A 26,350-nucleotide genomic window follows, 5' to 3' on the forward strand; every position below is an offset into this window, starting at 1 on the left:
ATGCAAGTAAAAATTTTATCATATTATAGGTTACACAAAATACCTATATTATTAGCACTTGCAAGCATACTTTTTTACTACACCTTTGCTTACCATTTGGTACGCACAGATTTTGTTAAGCTTATTACTTTAGCCACTGCTCTATTTTTTATATGCTATAAACTTATACAGTTTGAAAAATGGAACTTTAAATTTTTACTTACTGCTGGTATACTATTTAGACTTGTTTTTTTATGTGTAGAGCCAATGCTCTCGCAGGATTTTAATAGGTTTATTTGGGACGGAGAATTGGTTTTACAAGGGTTAAACCCATACCTACAAACACCAGATACTATTGTAGAACTAGGCAAAATTAGTATCAATAATGCTGCTCACTTATACGCTAGTATGGGAGAAATTAGCGCAAAGAACTTTAGCAACTACCCTCCTTTAAATCAGCTTATATTTGCTTTAGCTGCATTTTTCTCTGGCAAAAGTATGGTTGGTGGCATTATTACAATGCGCATAATTATACTCCTAGCAGATATTGGTGTTGTATACTTTGGCAGAAAATTATTAACACACCTTAATTTATCATCACACCTAGTCTTTTGGTATTTTTTAAATCCTTTAGTTGTTATAGAATTAACTGGAAACCTTCATTTTGAAGGTGTAATGCTTTTCTTTTTTATTTGGAGTATGTATTTACTTTCTCAAAAAAAATACCTGCTTGCAGCTCCAATATTAGCATTATCTATAGCAGTAAAACTGGTTCCGCTTATGTTTTTACCTCTATTTATTAGACATTTAGGCATAAAAAAGGCTGTTCCTTTTTACGTAATTATAGGCACCACTATTCTAGTTCTCTTATTCCCTTTTTATTCACCAGAATTTATAAATAATTACGCTACTACAATAGGACTTTGGTTTAATAATTTTGAATTTAACGCTAGCATTTACAACATAATTAAAAAGGTAGCAGAAGCTAATGGTAGTAGAGATTGGGAAACCATAAAAGCATTTGGCAAAATATCTCCTTATGTAACTATTGCTATGGTATTACTTTTCTCTTTTTTAAGAAACAACAAAACCATTACCAACTTATTTACCAGTATGTTATGGGTTTTAACCATTTATTATTTTATATCTACAACCATACATCCTTGGTACATTATTTTTTTAGTTTTATTAAGTATTTTTACCAAGTTTAGATATGCTATTTTATGGTCTGCCGCTGTTTTTTTAAGTTATTGGGCATATTCAAATCCGGACTTTAAAGAGCATTTAGGAATTTTAACTATTGAGTATATTGCAATTTTTAGCTTTATTATTTACGAAATACTTAGACTAAAAAGGCAAAACCTACTATATCCAAAAAAGAAACTTCTAAATTAGGCTAGCTCAATATAATTTGTACATTTGACCCTGTAATGAGCAACAACACAAACATATTATTTTTTAGCGGGGTTTCTACACCCTTAGCTACGCTTGTTCCTACACGCCGCCGCCCGTAAGGGTATTACTTCTATTTTGGAATTAGGTGAGTCCAATTCCGTTTTTCAAGACATAAAATTTTACAATACTAACATTAAAGCAACATTCAATGAGAATTGTAATTGCTAATGCATCGCATATAAAATATGCGCAAATAATTTCTGATACAATAACAGAATCTGCTAAAGTACGCGGTACTGGTATTGCCAAACGTACGCCAGAATATATTTTAAAAAGGCTACAAAATGGTAATGCTGTTATTGCTTTAGACGGAGAAAAATTTGCAGGATTTTGCTATATAGAGGTTTGGGGACATAATAAATTTGTTGCCAATTCTGGACTTATTGTTCATCCTGATTTTAGAAATCTAGGACTTGCAAAAAAAATAAAAGAGCGAATTTTTAAACTCTCCAGAGAAAAATTTCCTGATGCAAAAATATTTGGTATTACTACAGGTTTAGCTGTTATGAAAATGAACTACGAACTTGGTTACAAGCCTGTTACTTTTTCTGAACTTACAGATGACCCTGAATTTTGGAAAGGCTGCCAAACTTGTAAAAATTTTGATGTATTAACCAGAACAGAACAAAAAATGTGTCTTTGTACAGGGATGTTATATGATCCTGCTGCAAAGCAAAAAGCTACCCAAAAAAAAGAGGTAGATGGTAAAGTATTTAAAAGATTAAAAAGTATAAAAGAGCAATTGTTCTTAAAAAAGAAAAATAAAGATGAGTAAATTAGTTTTAGCATATAGTGGTGGATTAGATACGTCTTACTGCGCAAAATATTTATCAAAAGACAAAGGTTTTGAAGTACACGCTGTTAGTGTAAATACTGGCGGTTTTACTAAACAAGAAATTTCTAACATTAAAAAGAAAGCCATAGAATTAGGCGCAAGCAGCTATACTTCTATAGATGCTGTGCAGACTTTTTACACTAAAGTTGTAAAATATTTAATTTTTGGTAATGTTTTAAAAAACAACACATACCCATTGTCTGTTAGTGCAGAGCGTATTGTACAAGCTATAGAAATTGTAAATCACGCTAAAAAAATAGGCGCAAAATATATTGCTCACGGTAGTACTGGCGCTGGTAATGACCAAGTTAGGTTTGATATGATTTTTCAGATCATTGCACCAGAAATAGAAATTATTACTCCTATTAGAGACAATCAATTATCTAGAGAAGTAGAAATTGCATATTTAAAAGAAAATGGTGTTGACTATCCTTGGGAAAAAGCCAAATACTCTATTAACAAAGGGCTTTGGGGAACTTCTGTTGGCGGTGATGAAACACTTACGTCACATTCTCCGCTACCAGACACCGCATACCCTAGTCAGCTTGAAGAAAGAAACCCTTTAGATGTAAAACTAACCTTTACAAAAGGAGAACTTACTGCAATTAATGATGAACAAGGTAAACCAATTAACAATATCACTAAGTTAAATGATGTTGCTTCTAAATTTGCTATTGGTAGAGACATACACGTTGGCGATACAATTATTGGTATTAAAGGTAGAGTTGGTTTTGAGGCTGCTGCATCATTACTAATTATAAAAGCACACCATTTACTAGAAAAACATACGCTTACAAAATGGCAACAATACCAAAAAGAACAACAAGGTAATTTTTATGGTATGTTATTGCATGAGGGCAATTATTTAGATGAAGTAATGCGTAACATTGAGGCTTTTCTTAAAGACACGCAAAAAAATGTCTCTGGAGATGTATTTGTTACACTACATCCGTACAGGTTTGAGCTTAATGGTATAGCATCTAAACACGACCTTATGAACGCTTCTTTTGGTAGTTACGGTGAAATGAATAAAGGATGGACTGCTGACGATGCTAAAGGATTTATTAAAATTTTATCTAACTCTGGTAAAATATACAATCACGTAAATAAAAATTAAAATAGGATGATTAACATAGGTATTATTGGTGGTTCTGGGTATACAGGTGGCGAGTTAATAAGGTTACTTTTAAATCACCCTAAAGCAAACATAAATTTTATTTACAGTACTACTAGAGCTGGTAAAGATATTACAACAGCACATCCAGATTTATTAGGACAAACAGATCTTAAGTTTACTGGTGATGTAAATTTAAATGTAGACCTTGTTTTTTTATGCTTGGGACACGGCAACTCTACCACTTTTTTAACACAGAATTCATTTTCAAGTAACACTAAAATTATAGATTTAAGTAATGATTTTAGATTACATAATGATGCTATTCTAAACAAAAAAGAATTTATTTACGGTTTACCAGAAACCAATAAGAACAAAATAAAAACAGCTAATTACATAGCTAATCCAGGTTGTTTTGCAACAGCAATTCAGCTTGCATTACTACCATTAGCAAAAGCAAATATTTTACACAATAGCGTGCATATAAATGCTGTAACTGGTAGTACTGGTGCTGGTGTAAAACCAAGTGACTCTACCCATTTTAGTTGGCGAAATAATAATGTTTCTTGGTACAAACCATTTACACACCAACATTTAGGTGAAATTGGTGAAAGTTTAATGAGCTACAACTATGAAATTGGAGAGTTACTGTTTCTTCCGCAAAGAGGAAACTTTGCCAGAGGCATTTTTGCAACTGCTTACACCAAATACAAAGGTAGTATAGAAGATGCTTATGAGCTATACACTAATTTTTATGCTGATGCGAAATTTACAAATGTTTCTAATACAGAAATTCATTTAAAACAAGTAGTAAACACCAACCAATGCCATTTGCACTTACACTTACATAATGGCAATTTATTAGTTACATCTGCTATAGATAATTTACTAAAAGGTGCATCTGGGCAAGCGGTACAGAATATGAATTTAATGTACGGTTTTAATGAAGATGAAGGTTTAAAACTAAAAGCATCCGCATTTTAACATCAATCTAAAAAAATAAAAAAACCAACTATGAAACTAGCTATTATAGGTGCCGGAAACTTAGGATTATCTATTGCAAAAGGTATTTTAAACTCTAATGGAGCAACAACAATGTACTTAACAAAAAGAAGTACAGAAAGTATTGAAGAGTATAAAACTTATGGCAACGTAACTGTTACTGCAGACAATAGAGAGGCAGTAAAAAATTCTGATGTCCTAATTTTTGCTGTACAACCCAATCATTTTGAAGCTATTTTAAATGATGTTAAAGACTTGCTTACAGAAAAGCATATTGTAATATCAACCATAACTGGTTTTAGCATTAAAAAAATTGAAGCTGTACTAGGTAAAGACACCTATATTATTAGAAGTATGCCAAACACAGCTATTTCTGTAGGGCAATCTATGACCTGCGTTTGTAGCAACGAAATGGGAAAAAAAAGAATAGAACTGGCTAAGGCCATTTTTAATAGAATGGGACATTCGTTAGAAATTCCTGAAAGTCAAATGCAAGCTGCAACTGTTATATGCGCAAGCGGAATAGCTTTTTGGATGCGACTAATACGCGCTACTACACAAGGAGCAATACAACTAGGTTTTGATGCTAAAGAAGCACAAGAATTGGCAATGCATACGTGTAACGGTGCCGCTAGTTTATTAATAGAATCTGGCAATCATCCAGAGCAAGAAATAGATCGTGTAACAACGCCTATGGGCTGTACTATTAAAGGTTTAAATGAGATGGAGCACCAAGGATTAAGTTCTTCTTTAATTAGAGGAATTGTAGCTTCGTTTGATAAAATAAGTGAGTTTAAAGTAAAAAATTAAGTATGAATTTATTTGATGTATACCCTTTATATAATGTTACTCCTGTTTCTGCAAAAGGTAGCCAGGTAATAGATGATAAAGTTCAAGAATATTTAGATTTTTATGGTGGCCATGCAGTAATTTCTATAGGACATTCTCACCCGCATTACGTACGCAGAATTAAAGAGCAATTAGATAAAATTGCCTTTTATAGCAATGCTGTACAAAACCCATTACAAGGTGAGTTAGCAGAGAAATTAGTGCAACTGTCTAACTGTACAGACTACAATTTGTTTTTATGTAACTCTGGTGCAGAAGCCAATGAAAATGCATTAAAATTAGCATCATTCTACACCAACAAATCTAGAGTTATTGCTTTTAATAACGGATTTCACGGCAGAACATCTGCTGCTGTAGCTGCTACAGATAATACTGCAATAAATGCGCCTATAAACAAACAACAAAAAGTAACTTTTTTAGCCTTTAATGATATAGAAGCTTTTACTATTGAAATTGAAAAAGATGATGTATGTGCGGTTATTTTAGAGGCTGTACAAGGTGTTGGTGGTTTAGACGAGCCTACTACAGAGTTTTACCAAAAAATAGAAGCTTTATGTAAAAAACACAATGTTGTTTTAATTGCAGATGAAGTACAATCTGGCTACGGAAGAACAGGTGAGTTTTTTGCTTATCAGCACCATAACATAAAACCAGATATTGTAACAATTGCCAAAGGTATGGGCAATGGTTTTCCGGTTGGTGGTGTTCTAATACAAGAAAAAATTAAAGCCTCTTACGGTATGTTAGGTACTACTTTTGGAGGCAACCATTTGGCTTGCGTGGCTTGCTTAGCTGTTTTAGAAGTTATAGAACAGGAAGATTTGATACGCAATGCTGCTAAAATGAATTCTTACTTTTTGCAAAAAGCTGCTACCATACCACAAATTAAAAAAGTAAAAGGTCGCGGGTTAATGCTAGGACTTCAGTTTGATTTTGAAGTTGGAGAACTTAGAAAAAAATTAATATACAATCAGTTTGTATTTACAGGCGGTGCTAAAGACAAAACACTATTACGTATTTTACCTGCACTAAACATAACAACAGCTTTAATAGATGTATTTTTTGATGCCTTACAAGCAGAGTTAAAAGAATTATAATGAAAAATTACGTATCCATAACAAACATAGATTCACTACCCAATTGGGTTGATGAAGCCCTAGAAATAAAGAAAAATCCGAAGAAATATAAAAACTTAGGAGAAGATAAAACCATTGTATTATTATTTTTTAATAACAGCTTAAGAACACGGCTAAGCACACAAAAAGCAGCCCAAAACTTAGGTATGGAAGTTATTGTTATGAATTTTGGTTCTGAAGGTTGGACACTAGAATTTACAGATGGCACTGTTATGGACCAAGGCAAATCTGAACACGTAAAAGAAGCTGCACAAGTGGTTTCTCAGTACTGTGATGTTATTGGTATTAGAGCCTTTGCCAATTTACAAGATAAAGAAGAAGACGAGGCAGAGTTGGTTATTAACGGATTTATAAAACACGCTACGGTTCCTATTTTAAATATGGAAAGTTCTGTAGGACACCCGTTACAAGCATTGGCAGATGCTATTACTTTGGCAGAAAACAACACAAAACCTAAACCTAAAGTTGTACTTTCTTGGGCTCCACATCCTAAGGCTTTACCACATGCGGTGGCAAATTCTTTTATAGAAATGATGCATTTGCAAGATGCTGACTTTGTAATTACACACCCAAAAGGATACGAGTTAAATACTAATATTACAAAAGGTGCTACTATAGAATATGACCAAGAAAAGGCGTTAGAAAATGCCGATTTTGTGTACGTTAAAAACTGGAGTAGTTACCAAAATTACGGTCAGGTTTTAAATCAAGATAAAAACTGGACAATTACTTTAAAAAAATTAGGAGCTGCTAAATTTATGCACTGCTTACCTGTACGTAGAAATGTAATTGTAGAAGATGCTGTTTTAGACAGCAACCAATCTTTAGTAATAGAACAAGCCAACAACAGAACTTTTGCTGCACAAATAGCATTAAAAAAAATATTAGAAAACCAATAACTATGGCACAAAAATTATCCATTGTAAAAATTGGCGGTAACGTAATAGAAAACAAAGAAGAACTGAGTAAGTTTTTAACTGCTTTTTCTAAAATTGAAGGTCTAAAAATATTAGTTCACGGTGGCGGAAAATTAGCTACAGAACTTGGAAAAAAACTAGGGATAGAATCTACACTTATTAACGGAAGGCGAATTACAGACGCACAAAGTTTAGAATTAATTACAATGGTATATGGTGGTTTGGCTAATAAAAACATTGTGTCTAAATTACAAGGTGTAAACTGCAATGCCATAGGATTAAGTGGCGCAGATGCTAATGTTATACAAGCAGTAAAACGCCCTGTAAAAGATATAAATTATGGTTTTGCAGGTGATATTGTAGCTGTTAACAGCAACGCCATTAATACAATGTTACAAAATAAATGGACGCCTGTTTTTTGTGCACTTACCCATAATAAATCCGGGCAATTACTAAACACCAATGCAGATACCATTGCCTCTGAAATTGCTATTGCTATGAGTAGTTTATATGACACTACCTTGTATTATTGCTTTGAGAAAAAAGGTGTTTTATTAGACATAACAAATGAAAATTCTGTAGTAAAAAAAATAAATACAGAAACCTATAAAGAACTTTTAGATAGTAAGGTAATTGCAGATGGTATGTTACCCAAACTTGAAAACTGCTTTAATGCTTTACACAAAAAAGTAACTACGGTTTGCATAGGAGATGTTTCTATGTTAGATAAAAATGAAACGCTTTACACCACTATAACACTATAACATGGAACAAAAACTGCTTACTGAAAAGGCCATAAATTTATTAAAGGAGTTAATATCTATACAGTCTTTTTCTTCTGAGGAGGATAAAACTGCAGACGCAATAGAAAACTGGTTTACAAGTTTTAACATTCCGTTTACTAGAGATAATAACAATGTTTATGCAAAAAATAAACATTGGGATCCTAGCAAACCAACGTTGCTTTTAAACTCGCATCATGACACTGTAAAACCAAATTCAGCTTATACAAAAGACCCTTTTAATCCGCATATAGAAGATGGTAAATTGTATGGCTTAGGCAGTAATGACGCTGGTGGTTGTTTGGTGTCTTTACTAGCTACATTTGTTCACTACTACAATGCAGAGAACTTAAACCATAACATACTTATGGTGGCTTCTATGGAAGAAGAATCTGCCGGACCAAATAGCTTAAGAGGCTTGTTACCTAAGTTACCAAAAATAGATGTTGCTATTGTTGGCGAACCTACTTTAATGCAGTTGGCTATTGCAGAAAAAGGACTTATTGTTTTTGATGCCGAAGTTAAAGGAACACCATCTCATGCAGCGCACCCAAATAATGACAATTCTATTTACAATACCATAAAAGTACTAGAGTGGTTTAAAAATTACACCTTTAATAAGGTTTCTGATGTTTTAGGCGAAGTAAAACTTACAGTAACACAAGTTAATGCAGGCAAGCAACACAATGTTGTACCAGCTAAGGTAGACTTGGTTATAGATGTTAGGGTTAATGATAAATACACAAATAAAGAAGTTGCAGAAATGCTGCAAAAAGAAGCTCCTTGCAAAATTACTCCTCGTGGTTTAAAGTTAAATTCATCAGCTATAGATATTAGCCATCCTTTAGTACAATCTGGCATTGCTTTAGGGAGAGAAACTTATGGTTCTCCTACATTATCAGACCAAGCAGCGCTTACGTGTCAGTCTTTAAAACTAGGACCAGGAGATAGCACAAGATCACATTCTGCAGATGAATTTATTTATGTAAACGAAATTGAAGAAGGTATAGGTTTATACATTAAAATATTAAATGGGTTTCTACAATAAGTAATTACCTAAAAAACACAAGATTATGAAACTTTGGGACAAAGGATTTAGTACCGATAAAAAAATAGATCATTTTACTGTTGGTAATGACAGGGAGTTAGATTTGCTACTTGCTAAGTACGATGTTATTGCGTCTAAAGCACACGCAAAAATGCTTGGCAAAATAGGACTTATTACAGCACAAGAAGCAGAGAATTTGGTAGCAGAACTTGATGCCATTGCACAAACCATAGAAGAAGGCTCTTTTGTTATTGAAGATTCTTTTGAGGATATGCACTCTAAAATAGAATTTGTATTAACCGAAAAATTAGGTGACACCGGAAAAAAAATACACACAGCACGTTCTAGAAATGATCAGGTTTTGGTTGCAATGCATTTGTATTTAAAAGATGAATTACAAGAAATTAAGAGCGAAGTAAAAGTTTTATTTAACCTGCTTTTAAATCTTGCTGATAAATATAAAAATGTGCTATTGCCTGGTTATACACATTTGCAAATTGCTATGCCATCTTCATTTGGACTTTGGTTTTCTGCCTATGCAGAAAGCTTAATAGATGATTTGTATTTTGTTGATGCCGCCTACAAAATAGCAGATCAAAATCCGCTTGGTAGTGCTGCTGGGTACGGCAGTTCTTTTCCTATAGACAGAGATTTTACTACTAAAGAAATGGGCTTTGCTACTCAAAAATACAATGTTGTAGCGGCACAAATGGGACGTGGTAAGGTAGAAAAAGCTACTGCCTTTGGTATTAGTAATGTTGCTGCTACCCTATCTAAAATGGCTATGGATATTTGCTTGTATATGAGTCAGAATTTTAATTTTATTTCTTTCCCAGATGAGCTTACAACGGGTTCTAGCATTATGCCGCACAAGAAAAATCCAGATGTTTTTGAGTTAATACGTGGTAAATGCAATAAATTACAAGCTATACCTAACCAGTTAATTTTAATAACAAACAACTTACCTAGTGGTTACCACAGAGATTTACAATTGGTTAAAGAGGTAATTATACCTGCAATACAAGACATTAAAGCTTGTTTAGAAATACTGACTTTTAGCTTAAAAGAAGTACGTGTAAATGAAGCCATTTTAGAAGACCCTAAATACGATTATTTATTTAGTGTAGACACGTTAAACGAGTTGGTTTTAAGCGGAATACCATTTAGAGATGCTTATAAAAAAATGGGCAAAGAAATTAATGAAGGTACTTTTTCTCCTAAAAAAGATATTAAACACACACACCAAGGCAGTTTAGGTAATTTATGCTTGCAAGAAATTAGAAATAAATTAATTGATTAAAATTTTACACCTTTTCCCCTAAAACAAAATAAAACCCCTAACATTAGAACATCAGGGGTTTTATTTTTATTTAAAAAAATTAGCTTATAAAGTATTAGGCATAAAAAAGCCGTGTTACATACACAGCTTTTACATTTTAATTAACCATTCCTAGGTTAACAACTTCTTGTTTTGTTAAGTAACGCCAGTGTCCGCGTGGTAAATCTTTTTTAGTTAAACCACCGTAAACAACTCTATCTAATTTAGCAACTTCATACCCTAAGTGTTCAAAAATTTTAGTGACAATATTACTTCTACTACTAAAAAGTTCTATACCAACTTGGTTTTTAGGTGCATTATCTACATAACTAATATCGTGTACGTTTACTACTTTTTCATCTATAGCCAAACCGTCTTGAATCTTTTTTAAATCTGCCGGACTTAATGCTTTAGATAATTCTACGTGATATATTTTACGCAAACCATTTTTAGGGTTTAGCAATCGTCTTGTAAGTTCTTTGTCATTAGTAAACAACAATAAACCTGTAGATGCTTTAGCCATTTTATCTACCGGTAATAAAGTAGCTTTAGAAGCGCTAGAAATTAAACCAGCAACATTTCTTTTACCGTGTTCATTTCTAACGGTTGTACTAAAATCTTTTGGCTTATTTAGTAAAACGTATTCTCTTTTTTCTGGATTAAGGTGTCTACCATCAAACTTAACTACATCATCAAGCTTAACTTTATACCCCATTTCTGATACTACTTTACCATTTACGGTAACACTACCAGCAGCAATAAAAACATCTGCTTCTCTTCTAGAACATACTCCAGAATTAGCTACATATTTATTTAACCTTATAGAATTAGGATCTGAAGGTTTTTGAGTACTTTTTGGTTTACCTGAACCAGTAAAATTCCTCTTTCTTGTTCCTCCATTATCCTTTCCTGAAGATTTTCTGTCCTTATTATAGTCAGATCTACCCATTGTATTATATTTTTTGCAAAGGTAGCAAAGGAATTTGAATAACTATATAATAGTTTAACTAATTAATATTTAAACATAACAGTGCTTTGTCGTTCTCTATTTACTTGTAAATTAGTAACATCTGAGTTGGAATACAATTTTAGTTTACTCAATTTTACAACTCTCCTACTACACTTTAGTTAAGCTAATTTACTCTTCTTTTTCAAAAATATACAATGTGTTATCTCCGCTAAGTTGGTATAGTTTATTATTAGCTAGTTGAGGAATATCAGTTTTTACCCAATCTCCTTCAAACCTATAGTGCCAATCTATTTTTAGTGTTTTTTTATTAAAAGCAACAATACATTGCGGTATATAGTCTAAACCTAACTCAAAACGGTTCATTTCTGCTATAGTATAAATGTGAGTTTCATCTTCTGCGTAGCCAGTACTCCATCTAAAACCAGAAAAGACGTTCTCTTCTAAAGTATTTTTTAATGACTGATAATCTGCTTTGCCCGTAACTAAATTTATGGTTACTAAAAAAGCACCTGCTAAGTGGTATAGGTACGATTTAGAAATATCCAGCTGAAAACCATCAGTAGAAGGTATTTTATGTTGCAAACGCCCTTGAAAAGCAGAACTTCCATAACCAGGCAATGCTTGCCATTTTCTATTTAGTTCACCAGTTTTACTATTAATATCTAAAACCAATTGTCCAGAACAAGCAACTAATATAGAGTTCTGCCAAGCGCCTATAAATTTAAGAACTTCATAGTTTTGTAAGTTGCCATCTCTGTCTTCAAACTTACCTAGTGTTGATAATTCAAATTTCCATTGCAATTTTGCTTTAGGAAGAGTATAGGCGTAGATTTCGTTGTTTATTAAACAACAGTAAATGTTTTTATTTGAAAAATTAATGGAGTTTTTTTTATCTATAATATCCAAGTTAAGAATTACTTCATTTTTATCAATCAATGCTTCTTGAATATTCCCTTCTTTTAGATATTGATACCCTAAATATGAATTGCTTGAATGGAAAAATGCTTTTCCTTCTCCTTTTTCAATAACTTCTCCAGAAGTTTTATAAATTTTATAGTTGCCATTCCAGTCATTTATATATACCTTATTATTAAATATTTCAAAACCATCAACAGGTGTGTCAAATATCGAAAATGATTTTTCGTTAAAAAATAACTTTTTATTCGTTAAAAAATATAAGTTATTGTTTTTCGAATACTTAATTACTTTCGATATCTCCTTTTTTTTGTAAAAATTCATTTATTCTGATTTTATAAAACTATACAAGTTAGAATTAACATCATCAATTAGTTCAGTGAATTTTGATTGAGCATTTAAACCTGTAAGATTTAAACTTTGTTTTAATTCGTCATTCATATTATTAAAAATCTGTGTCTTAGTTAGTCCTTTTGAAGCATCTGTGTTTTGAAATGCTTTTTTACAAAGTTCTTTTAAATTATTTTTATTGGCATTTTTTCTAAGAGGATTTACTTTCCATTCATAATCTGATAATTTAGTTTTTACAGAAAATGCACCCTCTGCCCCGCTAGCGCAAGCATCTTGCTTGTGCCGTTAAATAAATAATTAAACTAAAAAATTAATCTTTAAACGTAACAGTGCTTTGTCGTTCTCTATTTACTTGTAAATTAGTAACATCTGAGTTGGAATACAATTTTAGTTTACTCAATTTTACAACGCTCCTACTACACTTTAGTTAAGCTAATTTATTCTTCTTTTTCAAGAATATAGAGAGTTCCTTCTCCATCTAACTGATAAACTTTATTTTGATGAACTTGCGGTATATTGTCTATAGGTATTTTTTCTTTTAGGTTTGGCAATTTAGCGTAATCTTCAACTATTTCGGTTTTATGGTTTATTACTAAAATTTCACCTGTTTTGGTAGCAGTGAGTGCTATATACGTATCATTAATAAAGCGTTTGGTAAAAAATGTATTTTCCTTAAGAACTTGGTGTGTAATTTCTACCTCACGTTCTAGTTTGCCAGTTGCCAAATCATATACTTGTAGCATATTTTTAACATCAACACCAGTAATAATATGATATAGTTTATCATTTAACTGTACTGGTCTAGATATAAATAAAAAAAGTGGTTTTTGCCATAACACATCTCCTGTAGCGCTATCAATACCAATAATAGTATCATTACGCAATAGCGCTACTAATATAGCATTGTAAGTGTATAATTCATGTACAGTACCAACACGTAATTCTTCATGTTCTGTACCTTTTAAATGTAGATACTCTCCTAATTTAGAAACATCTAATTTCCATAGCACTTCTCCTGACCATAAATTGCAAAAACTTAAATAATTTTCATTTTTTGATAAAAAATAACTTTCATTTATTACAAATAATTGAGAATCTTCAATCCATTCTTTTTTCCAAATTAACTTACCTGATAGGTAATAATATAATGACCAATTGTCATTATCATTTTCTCTAATTAAAATATTATGGTTATTAAATAGTTTAGTTTGTCTAATGTTGCTTTTATCAAAGGTTATTTCGTATTCCAAATTATTACCTTCATAAATCCTTAAACTATCTCTTGTTCTAATTAAAAATTTGTATTTAAAAAATTCAAATGCAAACGATTCATTAACATCAATGTATAAATATTCTACTTTTAGATTGTATTTAAGAATTGAATCATTTTTTTTGTAATAAAAATTATTACTCAAAAAAACATAATCGCTAGGAATATTATCCTCTTTTTTTAAATATTTCATTCGAAAATTTTATAAAAATTTGTATTTATAAACTCGGTAATATTAATATCTGTGATACCCATAAGTTCATCATAATTTTTAAAAAATAACTTCTTTTTAGCATTGTCTAAACCTTCCAAAGCCTTTCTGCCTTCATCAGATTTTAGCATTTTCATAAAGTTATCTTTTAAACAGACTCTACCATCGCTAGCGTAAGCATATTGCTTGTGTTGCTACTGCTTATTTTTACTGTTAATTTATCTTTATACTGTTACGGCACGAGCGTGACGCTCGCGCTAACGGGGGTGATTTTTGTTTTTATATTGATTTTTCTTCTTTTTCGAATATATGGAGAGTATTATCTTGAGTATGGACAAACATTCTTGTATTATTTACTTGAATACTTCCTATAGCTCCATTATCTGGTTCAAAGTTATATTTGTAAACTAATTCTTTTTTCTTCCAGTCTAGTACTCCTAATTTTGATTTATTATCCCCAAGAGATTGAGTAAAACAAAACTTACCATCAATAACATTACAACGGTGGTCGTGTATACTATGAAAGTCATTCTTTACTATTAAAGCATTACAATCCCATTCTTCAAGCTCTAAAGTTCTAGTATTAATCCTACAAAGTATATTTTCAAATTTGGTGGTATAGATATAACCTCCATCTTTAAAAATTTCATAACATAGATTATCAAACTTCTTCAACACATCACCTGTCTCTATATCTAACGCAAAAAGGCCTTTTTTATCATTTCCTGTAATTACAAAAAATAACTTACTATCACTGTTTAAAACCTGACTATGTAAATTAGCTTTATTTGATCCTGTAAGTTCTGAATAGGAATGCTTCAAAATTTTTTTCCCAAATAAAATATTTACAATTTGAATTCCTCCTTCATATAATTCAATTGATACATTATCTATAATTAAAAAAACATTCCCTATATAATTTATTCTTGAAACAGTATGTAAATCTTCATTAACCTTATACATTTCAAGAGTTCCATCCTTTTTAAAATTTTTAAGAATAACTTGAGAATCATTAAGACCAATACACTCTAAATAATCACCTTCATCAAATAATACTTCTCGTAAAAAAATAACTTTTTGTTTAGCAATATTGTAAAACTTATTGTTAATAATATGAATTAAATTACCTTGTATTGACAAATAAAAAAGATCAGAATCTTGTAGGAAGATCTCAAAATTATAGTCTTCTTTTAATTTGTATATGATTTTTTCAAATTCATTATATATATATATATCATTTTCATAAATTAGGAAATTTGATACTTTTATACTGTTTATTTTTTTTAATTCGTACATTATTTAAAAATTTTATTATAATAAGAACTATCAACTTGGAATTTTGATATAAATTTATCAGTAAAGTTCATTCTATTTATTGTGTTATCTGAAGGAAAAAAAGATTTAACCTTATCATATCCCAAATTTTTAATACTGGACTTATTTTCAGTCATCCATTGTGTCAATTTTTCTTTAGTAAACTCTGCTCCTTCCATTCTCCATTGGATTTCATCTAAGCTATTAGCATTAAATAAATAATTAAACTGAAAAATTAATCTTTAAACGTAACAGTACTTTGTCGTTCTCTATTTACCTGTAAATTAGTAACATCTGGTCTTGAGTAGTGCCCAACGGGATCAAAATTTTGTCGTTCTTCATACACCCTATTAAAGTCTATTTTTTGACATATTACTCCTTCTTTGTGTAAAATAGGTGCTACTACCCACTCACCATCTGGACCTGCAATACAAGAGCCTCCATTAGCTAAAACATCTGGAGCATTTTCTAAAATTTTACTTAAATGTGGTGTGTTTTTAGGGAAATCTTCTTTTCTCATTAAAGACGATACAGAAATAACATAACTACGAGACTCACGTGCTATAAAACGTGTAATATCTTTGGTATTGTAATCACTACCTGGCCAAACTGCTATATGCAAATTCTCTCCCAAACCATATAATGCTGCTCTTGGTAAAGGCATCCAATTTTCCCAACAATTTAAACCCCCAACCGTAAAGTCTTTTAAAGGGTGTACTTGCAAACCATTACCATCTCCTGGTGCCCAAGTTAAGCGCTCATCATATGTTGGTTGTAATTTTCTGTGTACAGATTTTATTTCACCTTTTTCATTTATGTATACTAAAGAACAATAAATACTGTGTCCGCCTCTGTCTTTAGCGCGCTCCATAATACCTAAATAAATAGCCATTTTATGAGTTTTAGCTAACGTACATATGCTGTTTAACTCTCCTGCCTCTACTTGTATAGAATTGCGCACATAATGCGCGTGTATTTCTTTATTTACTTTTAAATCCCATGAAGCACCATTGGTGTGTGCCAACCAAAAAGGATAACCAGGTAACAATGCTTCTCCAAAAACTAAAAGCTCTGTTTTTTGTTCTGCGGCTGCAACAATTGTATGTTCAATTTTTTTTAATGTAGCCTCTTTGTCTAGCCAAACCGGAGAAATTTGAGCTAAACCAACTTTTAAAATGTTGTTCATTATAAAATTCTGTTTAGGACGAGATTTATATCGACCAACAAAATACTAAAAACACCGCTTATAATTACAAATTTTAAGATATTATGTAATGTATTGTATTGCTTTTTGGTATCTGATTTCCACAGAAATATTAAAAAAATAATTAATAGTAAAACCGCCAATTTAAAGTAGTAGTGCATATGGCCAACATCAAAATTATAAATAAGTAATAGAGATGGTATTAAGCTACAAACTATTAAAAAAGTAATTGTAATTTTAGATGTTTTTGCGCCGTAAAGTACAGGCACAGTTTTGTAATTTTGCGCTAAATCTCCTGCTATATTTTCCAAATCTTTTATCATTTCTCTTGCTAAAATGAGTAAAAACAAAAATATAGCGTGTACAAATATTACAGGTTCAAAATTTTTATAATACACAAAAACCACAAAAAATGGTGTTATTGCCAATGTAGAAGATATAAAATTACCTAAAAATGGTATTTTTTTCAATTTATGCGAATAAAACCAAATTCCGAAAATATAAGATGAAAAAAAAAGTACCGCTTTAAATGATACATAGCTGGCAAAAAAAACAGCCAAAAAGTTAAGTACAAAGTAAGTTGTTAATTTGGTACGCTGACTAACCAACCTGTCTAGCATACTTTTTTTGGGCTTATTTATAAGGTCTTTTTCTGAATCATAAAAATTATTAATAATGTAGCCCGATGCTATAACCATTGCTGAGACAAGTACTATTATAAATAAATTAAGATCAAAAACTACTTTACGCAATGGTAAGTTTGGCGCTAGTATATAAATTGATGCCAAATATTGAGCCAAAGCAATTACCAAAATATTGTAACCTCTAACTACAGAAAACAGACTTAAGAACTTTAAAACTATAAGTTTGTTCTTTCTGTTAAGCATAAAATAAATATAATTTTATTTTTAGAAGTTATAGACCACTTCTAGGTTGTAATCTTTTAGTTCTTTACGTGCGCCATCTATATCTTCTGTAAAACCTAAAATATAGCCGCCACCGCCAGAACCACAAAGCTTTAAGTAGTATTTGTTAGTATCTATACCGTGTTTCCAAAGTTTATGAAACTGAGAAGGAATCATTGGTTTAAAATGGTCTAACACAACATGAGATAGTTGCTTTATGTTACCAAATAAAGATTTTACATTACCGTTAATAAAATCTTCTACGCAAGCATCTGTATGTTTAATAAACTGGTCCTTAAGCATATGCCTAAAACCATCTTCTTTCATACGCTCCATAAATATTTGTACCATTGGTGCGGTTTCGCCAATTATACCACTGTCTAACAAAAATACAGCTCCTGTACCTTGGTTGTTTTGAGACGGTATGCTTGTAGACTCTATATTGTCTTTAGAGTTTATTAAAATTGGTAAGCTTAAGTAACTATTTAAAGGATCTAAACCAGAAGATTTACCGTGAAAAAAAGATTCCATTTTCCCAAAAACACCTTTTAATACTAATAGCTTATCTTTAGTTAAGTTCTCTAAAACTGTAATTTTATTATGCGCGTATTTATGGTAAATTGCCGCTACTAATGCGCCGCTACTACCAACGCCGTAACCTTGTGGTATAGAGCTATCAAAATACATACCTTGCTCTACATCTGCTTTTAAAGCTTCAATATCAAAAGAAAAACTATCGTCTTCTTTAGATATTTTTTCTAAATACAATGCAAAACGTTGTAAACTTTCGTTAGATTTTTTTGCCTCTTCAGACAACTCATCAGAAGATTTTAATGCTCCTTTAAAGAAATTATAAGGTATAGAAAGTCCTTTAGAATCTTTTATAATTCCGTACTCTCCAAATAATAGAATTTTTGAGTAAAATAAAGGTCCTTTCATTTTAAAAATATCTTATTACTAATTTACAGTTGTTTAGCGCCTAAACCAATTCTATCACAAAGATACTGCTCGTTTTCACAATATGCAACAAGCTCATCTTTAATAAACTGGTACACTACTTCTTTTTCGTTTTCTGGGTACAATACGTGTACGTTTGCACCTGCATCTAAGGTAAAACAAATATTTGACTTATTTATTGCCCTAAATTCCCATATCTTATTGATAATCTGCAAAGTATTGGGTTTCATTAAAATAAAATACGGCATACTTGTCATCATCATAGCGTGCAGCGTTAATGCCTCACTCTCTACAATTTCTACAAATCGTTTTAAATTGCCTTCTTTAAAAACTGTTTGCAACTCGTCTAAATTTGTATGTGCTTGTGCAAAACGCTCTTTAGCAAATGGGTGGTTGTGCATTAAATTATGACCAACTGTACTGCTTACTTGCTTTTGTCCTTTGTCTACTAACAAAATAGTATCATGGTAATTTTTAAAAACCGAATGTACCTCGTTTGGGTACTTAATACCAAACAAATCTGTACTGCCCTTTGTATTTGCGTGGTTTCCCCACTGTACCAACGGACCTTCTATACTACGGCAAGCACTACCAGAGCCTAAACGTGCTAAAAATGATGCTTTGTTATTAAAAAATGCTGTTGTTATAGATGGATTTAATTCTTTCTCTACACTCATTAAACACAATGCCAAAGCAGACATACCACTTGCAGATGAAGCAATACCACTACTGTGCGGAAAAGAGTTTGATGTTTCTATTTTAAAATGATACTCCTTTATAAACGGAAGATAAGCTTCAATTCTAGTTAAAAAAGTTTCAATTTTTGGTTTAAAATCTTCTTTAGGTTTTCCTTCAAAAAATAAATCGAATGAAAAATTATCAGCCTTACTATCTAACTTTTTATAAGTAACAGAGGTTGTTGTTGCACAAGCATCTAACGTAAAACTAATAGATGGGTTTGCTGGTATTTGGTTTTCTTTTTTACCCCAATACTTTACCAAGGCAATATTACTGGGCGATTTCCATTTTACCGTACCTTCTAAAACTGTATTTGTATAGCTTTTGGGTACAAACTCCTCTTGGGTCATATTTTAAAATTTTAGCAAATATAAAAAGAAAATATCCAGCATATTTGGGTTGTTAGCAATATGAGAGATAAATTTTAAGCTTCTGTATTTTTACTTATTTCTACAAGCTTAGCCATTGTTTTGTAGTTTCTAGTTGTTGCTTGTACACCTAATTTACGTTCAAAAAAATTGTTATTGCATTTTGCCTTACCAAAGCCATTTAAACACAACAAGTACACGCAATTATTGGTTACTACAAATTTTTCTGTAGCATAAGTGCCTTTATTTAGTTCTGCAACAAGTGCGGCACTTGGCGTAGATTTAAGCAATACAAAATAAATTTGCTTTTCATCTTCCTCTGCGTATGGGTGGTTATTAAAAATAGTTTGTAAGGTTGATGAGGCCAATACTAAAACAGGTACATCTAACTTAAAAGTGTTTAAAATTTGTTTATGTATTTTTTCTGATAAAACAATTGCATCAACCTCTTTACTACTAAAAACAATATTACCGCTTTGTATGTAGGTTGTAATATTAGAGAATCCTAATTGTAATAGCATTTGTTTTAAATCTGCCATTACAATTTTATTTTTACCACTAACGTTTATGCCTCTTAAAAGCGCTATATAAGTTATCATAATTTAGCTATTGTTTGTGCTGCTATAAAACCACCTGTCCACGCGTTCTGAAAATTAAAACCTCCTGTAATGGCGTCTACATTTATAACTTCGCCTGCAAAAAATAAGTTTTTTGCCACTTTACTCTCGTATGTTTTAAAATTTACTTCTTTTAAATCTACGCCTCCTGCTGTTACAAATTCCTCTTTAAAGGTGCTTTTTCCGTTTACAGAAAACTCGCTTTCTGTTAATTGGTCTGCTAAATTTTGCAACTGTATTTTGGTAGCTGTAGCCCATTTTACAGTTTCATCTATGTCTGCTGCTTTTACCAAATTTACCCATAAACGCCTAGGGATTTCTAATATTTTGGTACGCAAAATTGTTTTTTTGGGGTCCGTTTCTTTAACCGAGTTTAAATACTCTAAAACTGCACCCGGAACCATATCTGGCAACCAATTTACCTGTACCACAAATTGGTAATTTTTTGCGTGTAATAGCGTTGCTCCCCAAGCAGATAATTTTAAAATTGCAGGTCCGCTCATACCCCAATGCGTTATTAACAAAGGACCCTCTGCCTCTAACAATGGTTTTTTACTAACCGTAGTTTTTATTTTACCAGATACTTTTGTTTTGCCTTTTTTAGAATCAAAAACAGTAACTCTGGCTGTGGTACTCACACCAGGAATACCTGTAATACGACTATCTTTTATATTAAATGTAAAAAGCGATGGTACTGGCGGCACAATTTTATGCCCCAAACCTTCTAATAAGTTCCATATTTTAGGATTACTGCCTGTTGCTACAACTACTTTTTTAGCTTTAAATTCTTTTTTAGGAGTAGTTACTAAAAATCCTTGTTCTGGCTTATTTTTATCTTCATAAGCAATATTAGAAACCGGACAAAGTTTCATTACTTTAATGCCCAAACGTTCTGTTTCATTAATAAAACAGTCTATAATACTTTGTGATGAGTCGCTTTGCGGAAAAATACGGCCGTCTTCTTCTATTTTTAAAGGAACGCCTCTTTCTTCAAAAAAGGCCATAGTATCTCCTGTGCAAAAGCTATGAAAAGGTCCTAAAAGCTCTTTTTCCCCACGTGGATAATTTAGCACCAAGTCTGCCGGATTAAACTCGGCATGCGTTACATTACACCTGCCACCACCAGAAACTTTTACTTTAGCTAAAACTGTTTTACCACGTTCTAAAATAGCAACTTTTAGGCTACTGTTTTGTTCTGCAATTTGTATTGCTGTAAAAAAACCTGCGGCGCCTCCGCCAATAATAATAACATCAAACATTAGTATACACGTTCTGGATAATTTGTAAATATACCATCTACAAATAAATTTTTTAACCTTACTATATTTTCTGGAGCATTAACAGTATACGTATACAATTTAAATCCTTGTAATTGTATAGCTTCAACTACATTTTTTGTTACATCTTTTTCATCTGCATTTATACTTACCGCCTTTAATTGTTTTGCCATAGGTAATGCTTGTAACGGATCTTCTTCTGTTAACACACCAATAGCTATTTTGCTATTAATTGTTCTCATTGCTATTAGCTCATCCCAATTAAAGCTAGAAATAAAAAACTGGTCTAATTTCCAGTTTTTAGTATTAATATACTCTTCTAGTATTGCATTTACATCATTTGCTGTGCCTGCACCTTTTAGCTCCACATTTACAGCAACTTTAGCATTAATAGTATCTAAAACTGTGGTTAGTAGTGGTATTTTATGATTACCTACAAGCGTAAGCTCTTGCAATTGTTGCCACGTATAATCTTCAACCTTGCCTGTACCATTTGTTAGCCTATTGACCTCATCATCATGAAAAACAATAATTTCTCCGCTCTTAATTTTAAAGACATCAATTTCTATCATATCAACCTTTAATTCTAAGGCTTTTTTAACAGATGCCAAGGTATTTTCGGTCTTATGCCCCATGGCACCTCTATGGCCAATAACAAGTAATTTTTTAATCATACATACAAGTATTTATAGTAAAAGTACACAAAGTAAAATTGTAAAAAAACTGCATAAAAAAAGGACTAAAACTTAGCTTTAGCCCTTTACTTTCTGTTTTAAATTCTTAATTTTTAGTAGACTCGCGCTCTACCAATGTAGATTGTAAGACCTCTGTTACATAGGTTTCTTCTTCTTTTTCGCTTTCAATTTTCTCTATTAACATTTTAGAAGCCATTTCTCCCATTTGCTCTCCATGCTGTGCAATTGCGGTTAAACTTGGGTAAGCGTATTTAGATAAATTACCATCTGTAAAGCCAATAAATTCTATATCTTCTGGCACTTTTAATCCTTTTTTAAGCGCTACACGCATACTGTACATTGCAAATAACTCATGCACACACAAAACAGCATCTACCTCTTCTCTATCATAAAAATCACTAATGGCTTTTTCATCCATTTTCATCTGAGGCAAACTTAAAATTAAATTTTCATTTACCTCTAAACCGTGGTCACGTAAAGCATCACAATACCCTTCTGTACGCTGCTTACCAATACTTAAATAATTATCTGTGGTAATTAATGCTATTTTTTTACGTCCGTTTGCTATTAACTTTTTAACTGCTAAGTAAGCACCTTCTCTATCATTAATAATTACTTTATCGCACTTAATTTCATCTGTAACCCTATCAAACATAACCAAAGGAATACCTTGATCTGTAATTTCTTTAAGGTGGTTGTAATCGTTTTTTAATTGTGTTTCTACAGACAAAGACATGATAAAGCCATCTATACTGCCATTGGCAAGCATTTCCATATTTATAACTTCTTTATCAAAAGACTCATCGGACAAACAAACAATAACATTATACCCTTTAGAATTGGCATAACTCTCTATACCACGTACCACAGTTGTAAAAAAATGATGCACAATATCTGGAATAATTACCCCTATATTTTTTGTTCGCTTATTTTTTAAGCTAATTGCAATATTGTTTGGTCTGTAATTGTAAAGTTTTGCATAAGCTTGTATACGCTCTTTAGTATCTCTGCTTATTTCTTCACTATTTTTAAGTGCTTTAGAAACAGTAGATATAGACACTTCTAACTCTCTTGCTATGTGTTTAAGGGTGATAACTTTTTTCAAAATGAACTTTGTTTTTTTCTAACAGATGAATGTACATATAAAAAACAATATTCTAAAATAATAAAAGCAGATTGTGATTTTAAATTTGTCTTAGATTGAAGAAATTAACAATTATCTACCAGAATTTATTCGCCTTTCGCAAAAATCTCACTCTTTAATTCTGAAATTCGTTTTTCTGCAAACACTACAAAATACTGACTATTAGAGCCTTTATACTCTGATTTCTGCTTTAATTGTGTGTAGTAATTAAGCTTTAGCTTGGGATCTTTATAATATTTGTCTGCATAAATACAGGCTTGATACAAATACAATACTTTAGTTGGATTTTCAGTATAAGCCATATTATAATATTTTATTGCCGTTTTATAGTCTTTCTTATTTACAGCAATGCGTGCAGCAACCTCATACTCTTTGTCTAGTTTATAAGAATGTGCTTCTATTGCCCTTTTTATATACACCGTTGCACTATCTAGCTTTTTGTCTTTCATGTACACTTCACTAATCATACGTAAAACTTTTATGTTTTCTAGATCATACTCTAGTAATAACTTATAATTTTCTATAGACTTTTCATAATTTTCTATACTATTATATGCATAGCCTAATCTGTGATATACTTTTTGATCTTTTTTACCTAGGCTTAGTAATTTTTCATAACATTTAATAGATAATTTATAACTACCCATATTAAATAACGCTAATGCCTTTACATTTATAAGTACAGGATCGTTCTCAAAAAAACTTAGTCCTTTATCTGCATATTTTAATGCAAAATGGTTTTCATGTTCACCTACGTAATGTATACTTAAGCGCTGTAATGCTCGTAAATGAGTACTATCTACATCAAGTGTTTTTTTATACCACAGTACACTTTTCTTATCTTCATTTATTGCACTAAAAGATCTTGCTAGGTTATAGCTGTACTCTGGGTTAGTTTTAGATATAGCTACAAGTTTAGCAAAAAGGCTATTTGCTTGTTTAAACTTATTGGTTTTTAAATACAGCTTACCTAAGTTAAACCTTGCAACCAATAAACTTGTATCTTTTGTTACAACACTATTGTATTGAGCAATAGCTTTGTCATAATTACCAATAGCATTATATGCTTTTGCAATTTGAAGATTTGCACTCGCATTATTTATTTTAGCATACTGGTTAATTGCAGCAGTATAATTACCAGTATTATACAAACTGTCTGCAATTTTAAAAGCCGAGGATTGCGCCCCAGCTTTTAAAGTTAAAAACAGAACAATTAATTGTATTGCATAAAAAAATTTAGTCATTTTTTTTCTGCAGCTTAAATGTAATTGGCAATAAAAAAGGAACTTTTACGGCTTTTCCTCTTTGCTTACCTGGTGTAACATTTGGTAATTTTTTTATAATATTCAACGCAACTTCTTCTAACCTAGCATCTGGTCCACGCATCTGAATTTTACCAATGCTACCGTCCTCCATCATAACAAAACGCACAGAAACTCTACCTTGTACTCCTTCTTTTTGTGCAGATTCTGGATAACTAAAATGTTTTCTAATATGTTCATTTATTTTATTATTAAAACAAGCTTTTTTATCTGTTGCATCTTCACAACCAGGAAAAACAGGAACTTCATCTATTACAGAAAAAGGAACTTCTTTTGCATCTTTATACAACCTGTCCTTTTCTTCTTGTTCTTTACGCAGCAATGCTGTTTTTACATCTTTAGTTAGTTTTTCTTTATCAGTCTCTGGCGTTAACCTAAATGTAATTGGCAATGAAAAAGGAACTCTTACTGCTTTTCCCCTTTGCTTACCTGGTTTAAAATTTGGTAATAATTTTATAATACGTATTGCTTCTTCTTCTAGTATTACAGCTGGTCCACGAGTTTGCAACTCACCTATTTTGCCGTCTTCTTGTATAACAAAACGCGAAGAAACTCTACCTTCTATTCCTTTTTCTGCTGCTTCTTTTGGATATGTAAAGTGTTTTCTTATGTGTTTAGTCATTTGCTCATTAAAACAAGCTCTTTTATCTGTAGCATTTTCACAACCAGGAAAAACAGGAACTTCATCTATTACAGAAAAAGGAACTTCTTTTACATCTTGTTTAACTGGAGCTTCTTTTACTTCTATAATGTCGTTTTCTTTATCTGTATCTTTTTCTTGACCTTTAGAGGATGTGTAAAAAAGGATACAAACTATGGTTGGTAACAACAACAAATACTTGCTTGCCCATATTTTTTTAGATTGATTTTTTTGTAACATTTTAATTCGTTTTTTAATTAATGATGATGAAAAAAAGTGATTTATAAATGAGATATTTTCTGTTTGAAAAACTTGAGACAACAATAACTCATACTGTTCTTTTCTATGAGTCTTAGCCACTTTAGCGTCTGCAATAAACTCGTGTACTTCTGATATTCTACTTTGATAAATATATACTAGTGGATTAAACCAAAGGGCAATACGCATTACTTCAAAAAACAATAAATCTAACGTATGTTTTTGTTTAATATGTACTAACTCATGCGCAATAATATTAGGGTACTCTTTAGTTTTTATTTCATCGCCTAGAAAAATGGTTTTAAAGAACGAGAAAGCACTATTACTTTGCTTTAAAACAACCTCTGTAAAATCTCTATAAACAGTTTTTTCTCCTCTTTTACGTAGCTTGTAAAGCTGACGTATTTTAAATAAAAATAAAAAAAGTGCTACTACCACTCCAATACTAAAAAGAATACCATACCAAGGCATTGTTAATTGTTGTGCTACATTGGTTTCATTTAAAAGAGTTGTATTTGTTTCTAAATCGTAATTAGAAAACATAAATGGTGTGTAAACGGCAACTGCATCTGGCACCTTACTTTTAAATATATCTAAAGCTACTAATGGCATTAAAAACGATAGCACACACGTACCCAATAAATACAATCTGTTCCATTGAAAAAAGGTTTCTCTTCTTAAAAACACATCATAAATAATTATAAAAACTAACTGAAAAGCAAGACTTTCTATTACGTACTGTACCATCGTTTTATATAT

General features: G+C 31.5%; 26 protein-coding genes. 10 read left to right on the forward strand and 16 right to left on the reverse strand.

Annotated features, from left to right (window positions below; translation table 11 throughout):
- The 10 genes from mptB (at position 1) to argH (ending at position 10,417) form a co-directional block, all read left to right on the forward strand.
- On the forward strand, positions 1 to 1,374 hold the full coding sequence (gene mptB, locus CELLY_RS04135; RefSeq protein ID WP_013620400.1) for a polyprenol phosphomannose-dependent alpha 1,6 mannosyltransferase MptB: 1,374 nt from the start codon (positions 1 to 3) through the stop codon (positions 1,372 to 1,374).
- A 208-nt stretch (positions 1,375 to 1,582) separates the two neighbouring features.
- A complete protein-coding gene (locus CELLY_RS04140) occupies positions 1,583 to 2,209 on the forward strand; it encodes a GNAT family N-acetyltransferase (RefSeq protein WP_013620401.1) in 627 nt (208 codons plus the stop codon).
- Complete coding sequence (locus tag CELLY_RS04145; RefSeq protein ID WP_013620402.1) at positions 2,202 to 3,386, forward strand: argininosuccinate synthase; 1,185 nt, start codon at positions 2,202 to 2,204, stop codon at positions 3,384 to 3,386. The genes CELLY_RS04140 and CELLY_RS04145 overlap by 8 nt, the downstream gene beginning before the upstream one ends.
- A 6-nt stretch (positions 3,387 to 3,392) precedes the next feature.
- Positions 3,393 to 4,367, forward strand: coding sequence for an N-acetyl-gamma-glutamyl-phosphate reductase (gene argC, locus CELLY_RS04150; protein WP_013620403.1), 975 nt, complete (start codon positions 3,393 to 3,395; stop codon positions 4,365 to 4,367).
- A gap of 30 nt (positions 4,368 to 4,397) precedes the next feature.
- Positions 4,398 to 5,195 carry a pyrroline-5-carboxylate reductase gene (gene proC / locus CELLY_RS04155; protein WP_013620404.1) on the forward strand — a complete coding sequence of 266 codons (798 nt, stop codon included), beginning with the start codon at positions 4,398 to 4,400 and terminating at the stop codon, positions 5,193 to 5,195.
- A gap of 2 nt (positions 5,196 to 5,197) precedes the next feature.
- Positions 5,198 to 6,331, forward strand: coding sequence for an aspartate aminotransferase family protein (locus CELLY_RS04160; protein ID WP_013620405.1), 1,134 nt, complete (start codon positions 5,198 to 5,200; stop codon positions 6,329 to 6,331).
- Positions 6,331 to 7,269, forward strand: a complete 939-nt coding sequence (locus tag CELLY_RS04165) for a Rossmann-fold NAD(P)-binding domain-containing protein (protein WP_013620406.1) — start codon at positions 6,331 to 6,333, stop codon at positions 7,267 to 7,269. Before CELLY_RS04160 ends, CELLY_RS04165 begins: the two co-directional genes overlap by 1 nt.
- Before the next feature lie 2 nt (positions 7,270 to 7,271).
- The gene (argB, locus tag CELLY_RS04170; RefSeq protein WP_013620407.1) at positions 7,272 to 8,051 is read left to right on the forward strand and encodes an acetylglutamate kinase; all 780 of its coding nucleotides are present in this window, start codon (positions 7,272 to 7,274) and stop codon (positions 8,049 to 8,051) included.
- A gap of 1 nt (position 8,052) precedes the next feature.
- Positions 8,053 to 9,117 (forward strand): M20 family metallo-hydrolase, encoded by a 1,065-nt coding sequence (locus CELLY_RS04175; protein WP_013620408.1) that lies wholly within the window; start codon positions 8,053 to 8,055, stop codon positions 9,115 to 9,117.
- Positions 9,118 to 9,142: 25 nt separating this feature from the next.
- Positions 9,143 to 10,417, forward strand: a complete 1,275-nt coding sequence (argH, locus tag CELLY_RS04180) for an argininosuccinate lyase (RefSeq protein WP_013620409.1) — start codon at positions 9,143 to 9,145, stop codon at positions 10,415 to 10,417.
- 136 nt (positions 10,418 to 10,553) lie between these two features.
- Here argH and CELLY_RS04185 read toward each other — a convergent pair whose 3' ends face one another.
- The 16 genes from CELLY_RS04185 to CELLY_RS04255 form a co-directional block, all read right to left on the reverse strand.
- Positions 10,554 to 11,384, reverse strand: a complete 831-nt coding sequence (locus CELLY_RS04185; protein ID WP_013620410.1) for a pseudouridine synthase — start codon at positions 11,382 to 11,384, stop codon at positions 10,554 to 10,556.
- 189 nt (positions 11,385 to 11,573) lie between these two features.
- Positions 11,574 to 12,644, reverse strand: a complete 1,071-nt coding sequence (locus CELLY_RS04190; protein ID WP_013620411.1) for a hypothetical protein — start codon at positions 12,642 to 12,644, stop codon at positions 11,574 to 11,576.
- Between the two features lie 464 nt (positions 12,645 to 13,108).
- Positions 13,109 to 14,134 carry a PQQ-binding-like beta-propeller repeat protein gene (locus tag CELLY_RS04195; RefSeq protein ID WP_013620412.1) on the reverse strand — a complete coding sequence of 342 codons (1,026 nt, stop codon included), beginning with the start codon at positions 14,132 to 14,134 and terminating at the stop codon, positions 13,109 to 13,111.
- Positions 14,131 to 14,289, reverse strand: coding sequence for a hypothetical protein (locus CELLY_RS17045; RefSeq protein WP_013620413.1), 159 nt, complete (start codon positions 14,287 to 14,289; stop codon positions 14,131 to 14,133). The genes CELLY_RS04195 and CELLY_RS17045 overlap by 4 nt, the downstream gene beginning before the upstream one ends.
- Positions 14,290 to 14,431: 142 nt before the next feature.
- Entirely contained in the window at positions 14,432 to 15,448 is a 1,017-nt protein-coding gene (locus CELLY_RS04200; RefSeq protein ID WP_013620414.1) for a hypothetical protein, read from the reverse strand.
- Positions 15,448 to 15,645, reverse strand: coding sequence for a hypothetical protein (locus CELLY_RS04205; protein ID WP_013620415.1), 198 nt, complete (start codon positions 15,643 to 15,645; stop codon positions 15,448 to 15,450). The genes CELLY_RS04200 and CELLY_RS04205 overlap by 1 nt, the downstream gene beginning before the upstream one ends.
- A 56-nt stretch (positions 15,646 to 15,701) precedes the next feature.
- A complete protein-coding gene (locus CELLY_RS04210; RefSeq protein WP_013620416.1) occupies positions 15,702 to 16,652 on the reverse strand; it encodes a carbon-nitrogen hydrolase family protein in 951 nt (316 codons plus the stop codon).
- A complete protein-coding gene (locus CELLY_RS04215; protein ID WP_013620417.1) occupies positions 16,652 to 17,557 on the reverse strand; it encodes a geranylgeranylglycerol-phosphate geranylgeranyltransferase in 906 nt (301 codons plus the stop codon). The genes CELLY_RS04210 and CELLY_RS04215 overlap by 1 nt, the downstream gene beginning before the upstream one ends.
- Positions 17,558 to 17,578: 21 nt before the next feature.
- Positions 17,579 to 18,514: a mevalonate kinase family protein gene (locus tag CELLY_RS04220; RefSeq protein ID WP_013620418.1), complete on the reverse strand. Its 936-nt coding sequence runs from the start codon at positions 18,512 to 18,514 to the stop codon at positions 17,579 to 17,581.
- Between the two features lie 23 nt (positions 18,515 to 18,537).
- Positions 18,538 to 19,620: a diphosphomevalonate decarboxylase gene (gene mvaD / locus CELLY_RS04225; RefSeq protein ID WP_013620419.1), complete on the reverse strand. Its 1,083-nt coding sequence runs from the start codon at positions 19,618 to 19,620 to the stop codon at positions 18,538 to 18,540.
- Positions 19,621 to 19,694: 74 nt separating this feature from the next.
- Positions 19,695 to 20,237, reverse strand: coding sequence for a DUF1697 domain-containing protein (locus tag CELLY_RS04230; protein WP_013620420.1), 543 nt, complete (start codon positions 20,235 to 20,237; stop codon positions 19,695 to 19,697).
- On the reverse strand, positions 20,234 to 21,514 hold the full coding sequence (locus tag CELLY_RS04235; RefSeq protein ID WP_013620421.1) for a BaiN/RdsA family NAD(P)/FAD-dependent oxidoreductase: 1,281 nt from the start codon (positions 21,512 to 21,514) through the stop codon (positions 20,234 to 20,236). Before CELLY_RS04235 ends, CELLY_RS04230 begins: the two co-directional genes overlap by 4 nt.
- Positions 21,514 to 22,206, reverse strand: a complete 693-nt coding sequence (locus CELLY_RS04240) for a glycerophosphodiester phosphodiesterase (RefSeq protein WP_013620422.1) — start codon at positions 22,204 to 22,206, stop codon at positions 21,514 to 21,516. Before CELLY_RS04240 ends, CELLY_RS04235 begins: the two co-directional genes overlap by 1 nt.
- A gap of 106 nt (positions 22,207 to 22,312) precedes the next feature.
- Positions 22,313 to 23,332, reverse strand: a complete 1,020-nt coding sequence (locus CELLY_RS04245; protein ID WP_013620423.1) for a LacI family DNA-binding transcriptional regulator — start codon at positions 23,330 to 23,332, stop codon at positions 22,313 to 22,315.
- Positions 23,333 to 23,457: 125 nt separating this feature from the next.
- A complete protein-coding gene (locus CELLY_RS04250; RefSeq protein ID WP_013620424.1) occupies positions 23,458 to 24,615 on the reverse strand; it encodes a tetratricopeptide repeat protein in 1,158 nt (385 codons plus the stop codon).
- Positions 24,608 to 26,338 carry a M56 family metallopeptidase gene (locus tag CELLY_RS04255; protein WP_013620425.1) on the reverse strand — a complete coding sequence of 577 codons (1,731 nt, stop codon included), beginning with the start codon at positions 26,336 to 26,338 and terminating at the stop codon, positions 24,608 to 24,610. Before CELLY_RS04255 ends, CELLY_RS04250 begins: the two co-directional genes overlap by 8 nt.
- Positions 26,339 to 26,350 lie beyond the last annotated feature (12 nt).

The sequence above is a fragment of the Cellulophaga lytica DSM 7489 genome, assembly GCF_000190595.1.
GTDB classification, from domain to species: domain Bacteria; phylum Bacteroidota; class Bacteroidia; order Flavobacteriales; family Flavobacteriaceae; genus Cellulophaga; species Cellulophaga lytica.

What these genes read in the sequence shown, in the direction of transcription:
- mptB (WP_013620400.1), top strand. Translation starts at nt 1, where the DNA reads ATGCAAGTAAAAATTTTATCATATTATAGGTTACACAAAATACCTATA.
- CELLY_RS04140 (WP_013620401.1), top strand. Translation starts at nt 1,583, where the DNA reads ATGAGAATTGTAATTGCTAATGCATCGCATATAAAATATGCGCAAATA.
- CELLY_RS04145 (WP_013620402.1), top strand. Translation starts at nt 2,202, where the DNA reads ATGAGTAAATTAGTTTTAGCATATAGTGGTGGATTAGATACGTCTTAC.
- argC (WP_013620403.1), top strand. Translation starts at nt 3,393, where the DNA reads ATGATTAACATAGGTATTATTGGTGGTTCTGGGTATACAGGTGGCGAG.
- proC (WP_013620404.1), top strand. Translation starts at nt 4,398, where the DNA reads ATGAAACTAGCTATTATAGGTGCCGGAAACTTAGGATTATCTATTGCA.
- CELLY_RS04160 (WP_013620405.1), top strand. Translation starts at nt 5,198, where the DNA reads ATGAATTTATTTGATGTATACCCTTTATATAATGTTACTCCTGTTTCT.
- CELLY_RS04165 (WP_013620406.1), top strand. Translation starts at nt 6,331, where the DNA reads ATGAAAAATTACGTATCCATAACAAACATAGATTCACTACCCAATTGG.
- argB (WP_013620407.1), top strand. Translation starts at nt 7,272, where the DNA reads ATGGCACAAAAATTATCCATTGTAAAAATTGGCGGTAACGTAATAGAA.
- CELLY_RS04175 (WP_013620408.1), top strand. Translation starts at nt 8,053, where the DNA reads ATGGAACAAAAACTGCTTACTGAAAAGGCCATAAATTTATTAAAGGAG.
- argH (WP_013620409.1), top strand. Translation starts at nt 9,143, where the DNA reads ATGAAACTTTGGGACAAAGGATTTAGTACCGATAAAAAAATAGATCAT.
- CELLY_RS04185 (WP_013620410.1), bottom strand. Translation starts at nt 11,384, where the DNA reads ATGGGTAGATCTGACTATAATAAGGACAGAAAATCTTCAGGAAAGGAT.
- CELLY_RS04190 (WP_013620411.1), bottom strand. Translation starts at nt 12,644, where the DNA reads ATGAATTTTTACAAAAAAAAGGAGATATCGAAAGTAATTAAGTATTCG.
- CELLY_RS04195 (WP_013620412.1), bottom strand. Translation starts at nt 14,134, where the DNA reads ATGAAATATTTAAAAAAAGAGGATAATATTCCTAGCGATTATGTTTTT.
- CELLY_RS17045 (WP_013620413.1), bottom strand. Translation starts at nt 14,289, where the DNA reads ATGAAAATGCTAAAATCTGATGAAGGCAGAAAGGCTTTGGAAGGTTTA.
- CELLY_RS04200 (WP_013620414.1), bottom strand. Translation starts at nt 15,448, where the DNA reads ATGTACGAATTAAAAAAAATAAACAGTATAAAAGTATCAAATTTCCTA.
- CELLY_RS04205 (WP_013620415.1), bottom strand. Translation starts at nt 15,645, where the DNA reads ATGGAAGGAGCAGAGTTTACTAAAGAAAAATTGACACAATGGATGACT.
- CELLY_RS04210 (WP_013620416.1), bottom strand. Translation starts at nt 16,652, where the DNA reads ATGAACAACATTTTAAAAGTTGGTTTAGCTCAAATTTCTCCGGTTTGG.
- CELLY_RS04215 (WP_013620417.1), bottom strand. Translation starts at nt 17,557, where the DNA reads ATGCTTAACAGAAAGAACAAACTTATAGTTTTAAAGTTCTTAAGTCTG.
- CELLY_RS04220 (WP_013620418.1), bottom strand. Translation starts at nt 18,514, where the DNA reads ATGAAAGGACCTTTATTTTACTCAAAAATTCTATTATTTGGAGAGTAC.
- mvaD (WP_013620419.1), bottom strand. Translation starts at nt 19,620, where the DNA reads ATGACCCAAGAGGAGTTTGTACCCAAAAGCTATACAAATACAGTTTTA.
- CELLY_RS04230 (WP_013620420.1), bottom strand. Translation starts at nt 20,237, where the DNA reads ATGATAACTTATATAGCGCTTTTAAGAGGCATAAACGTTAGTGGTAAA.
- CELLY_RS04235 (WP_013620421.1), bottom strand. Translation starts at nt 21,514, where the DNA reads ATGTTTGATGTTATTATTATTGGCGGAGGCGCCGCAGGTTTTTTTACA.
- CELLY_RS04240 (WP_013620422.1), bottom strand. Translation starts at nt 22,206, where the DNA reads ATGATTAAAAAATTACTTGTTATTGGCCATAGAGGTGCCATGGGGCAT.
- CELLY_RS04250 (WP_013620424.1), bottom strand. Translation starts at nt 24,615, where the DNA reads ATGACTAAATTTTTTTATGCAATACAATTAATTGTTCTGTTTTTAACT.
- CELLY_RS04255 (WP_013620425.1), bottom strand. Translation starts at nt 26,338, where the DNA reads ATGGTACAGTACGTAATAGAAAGTCTTGCTTTTCAGTTAGTTTTTATA.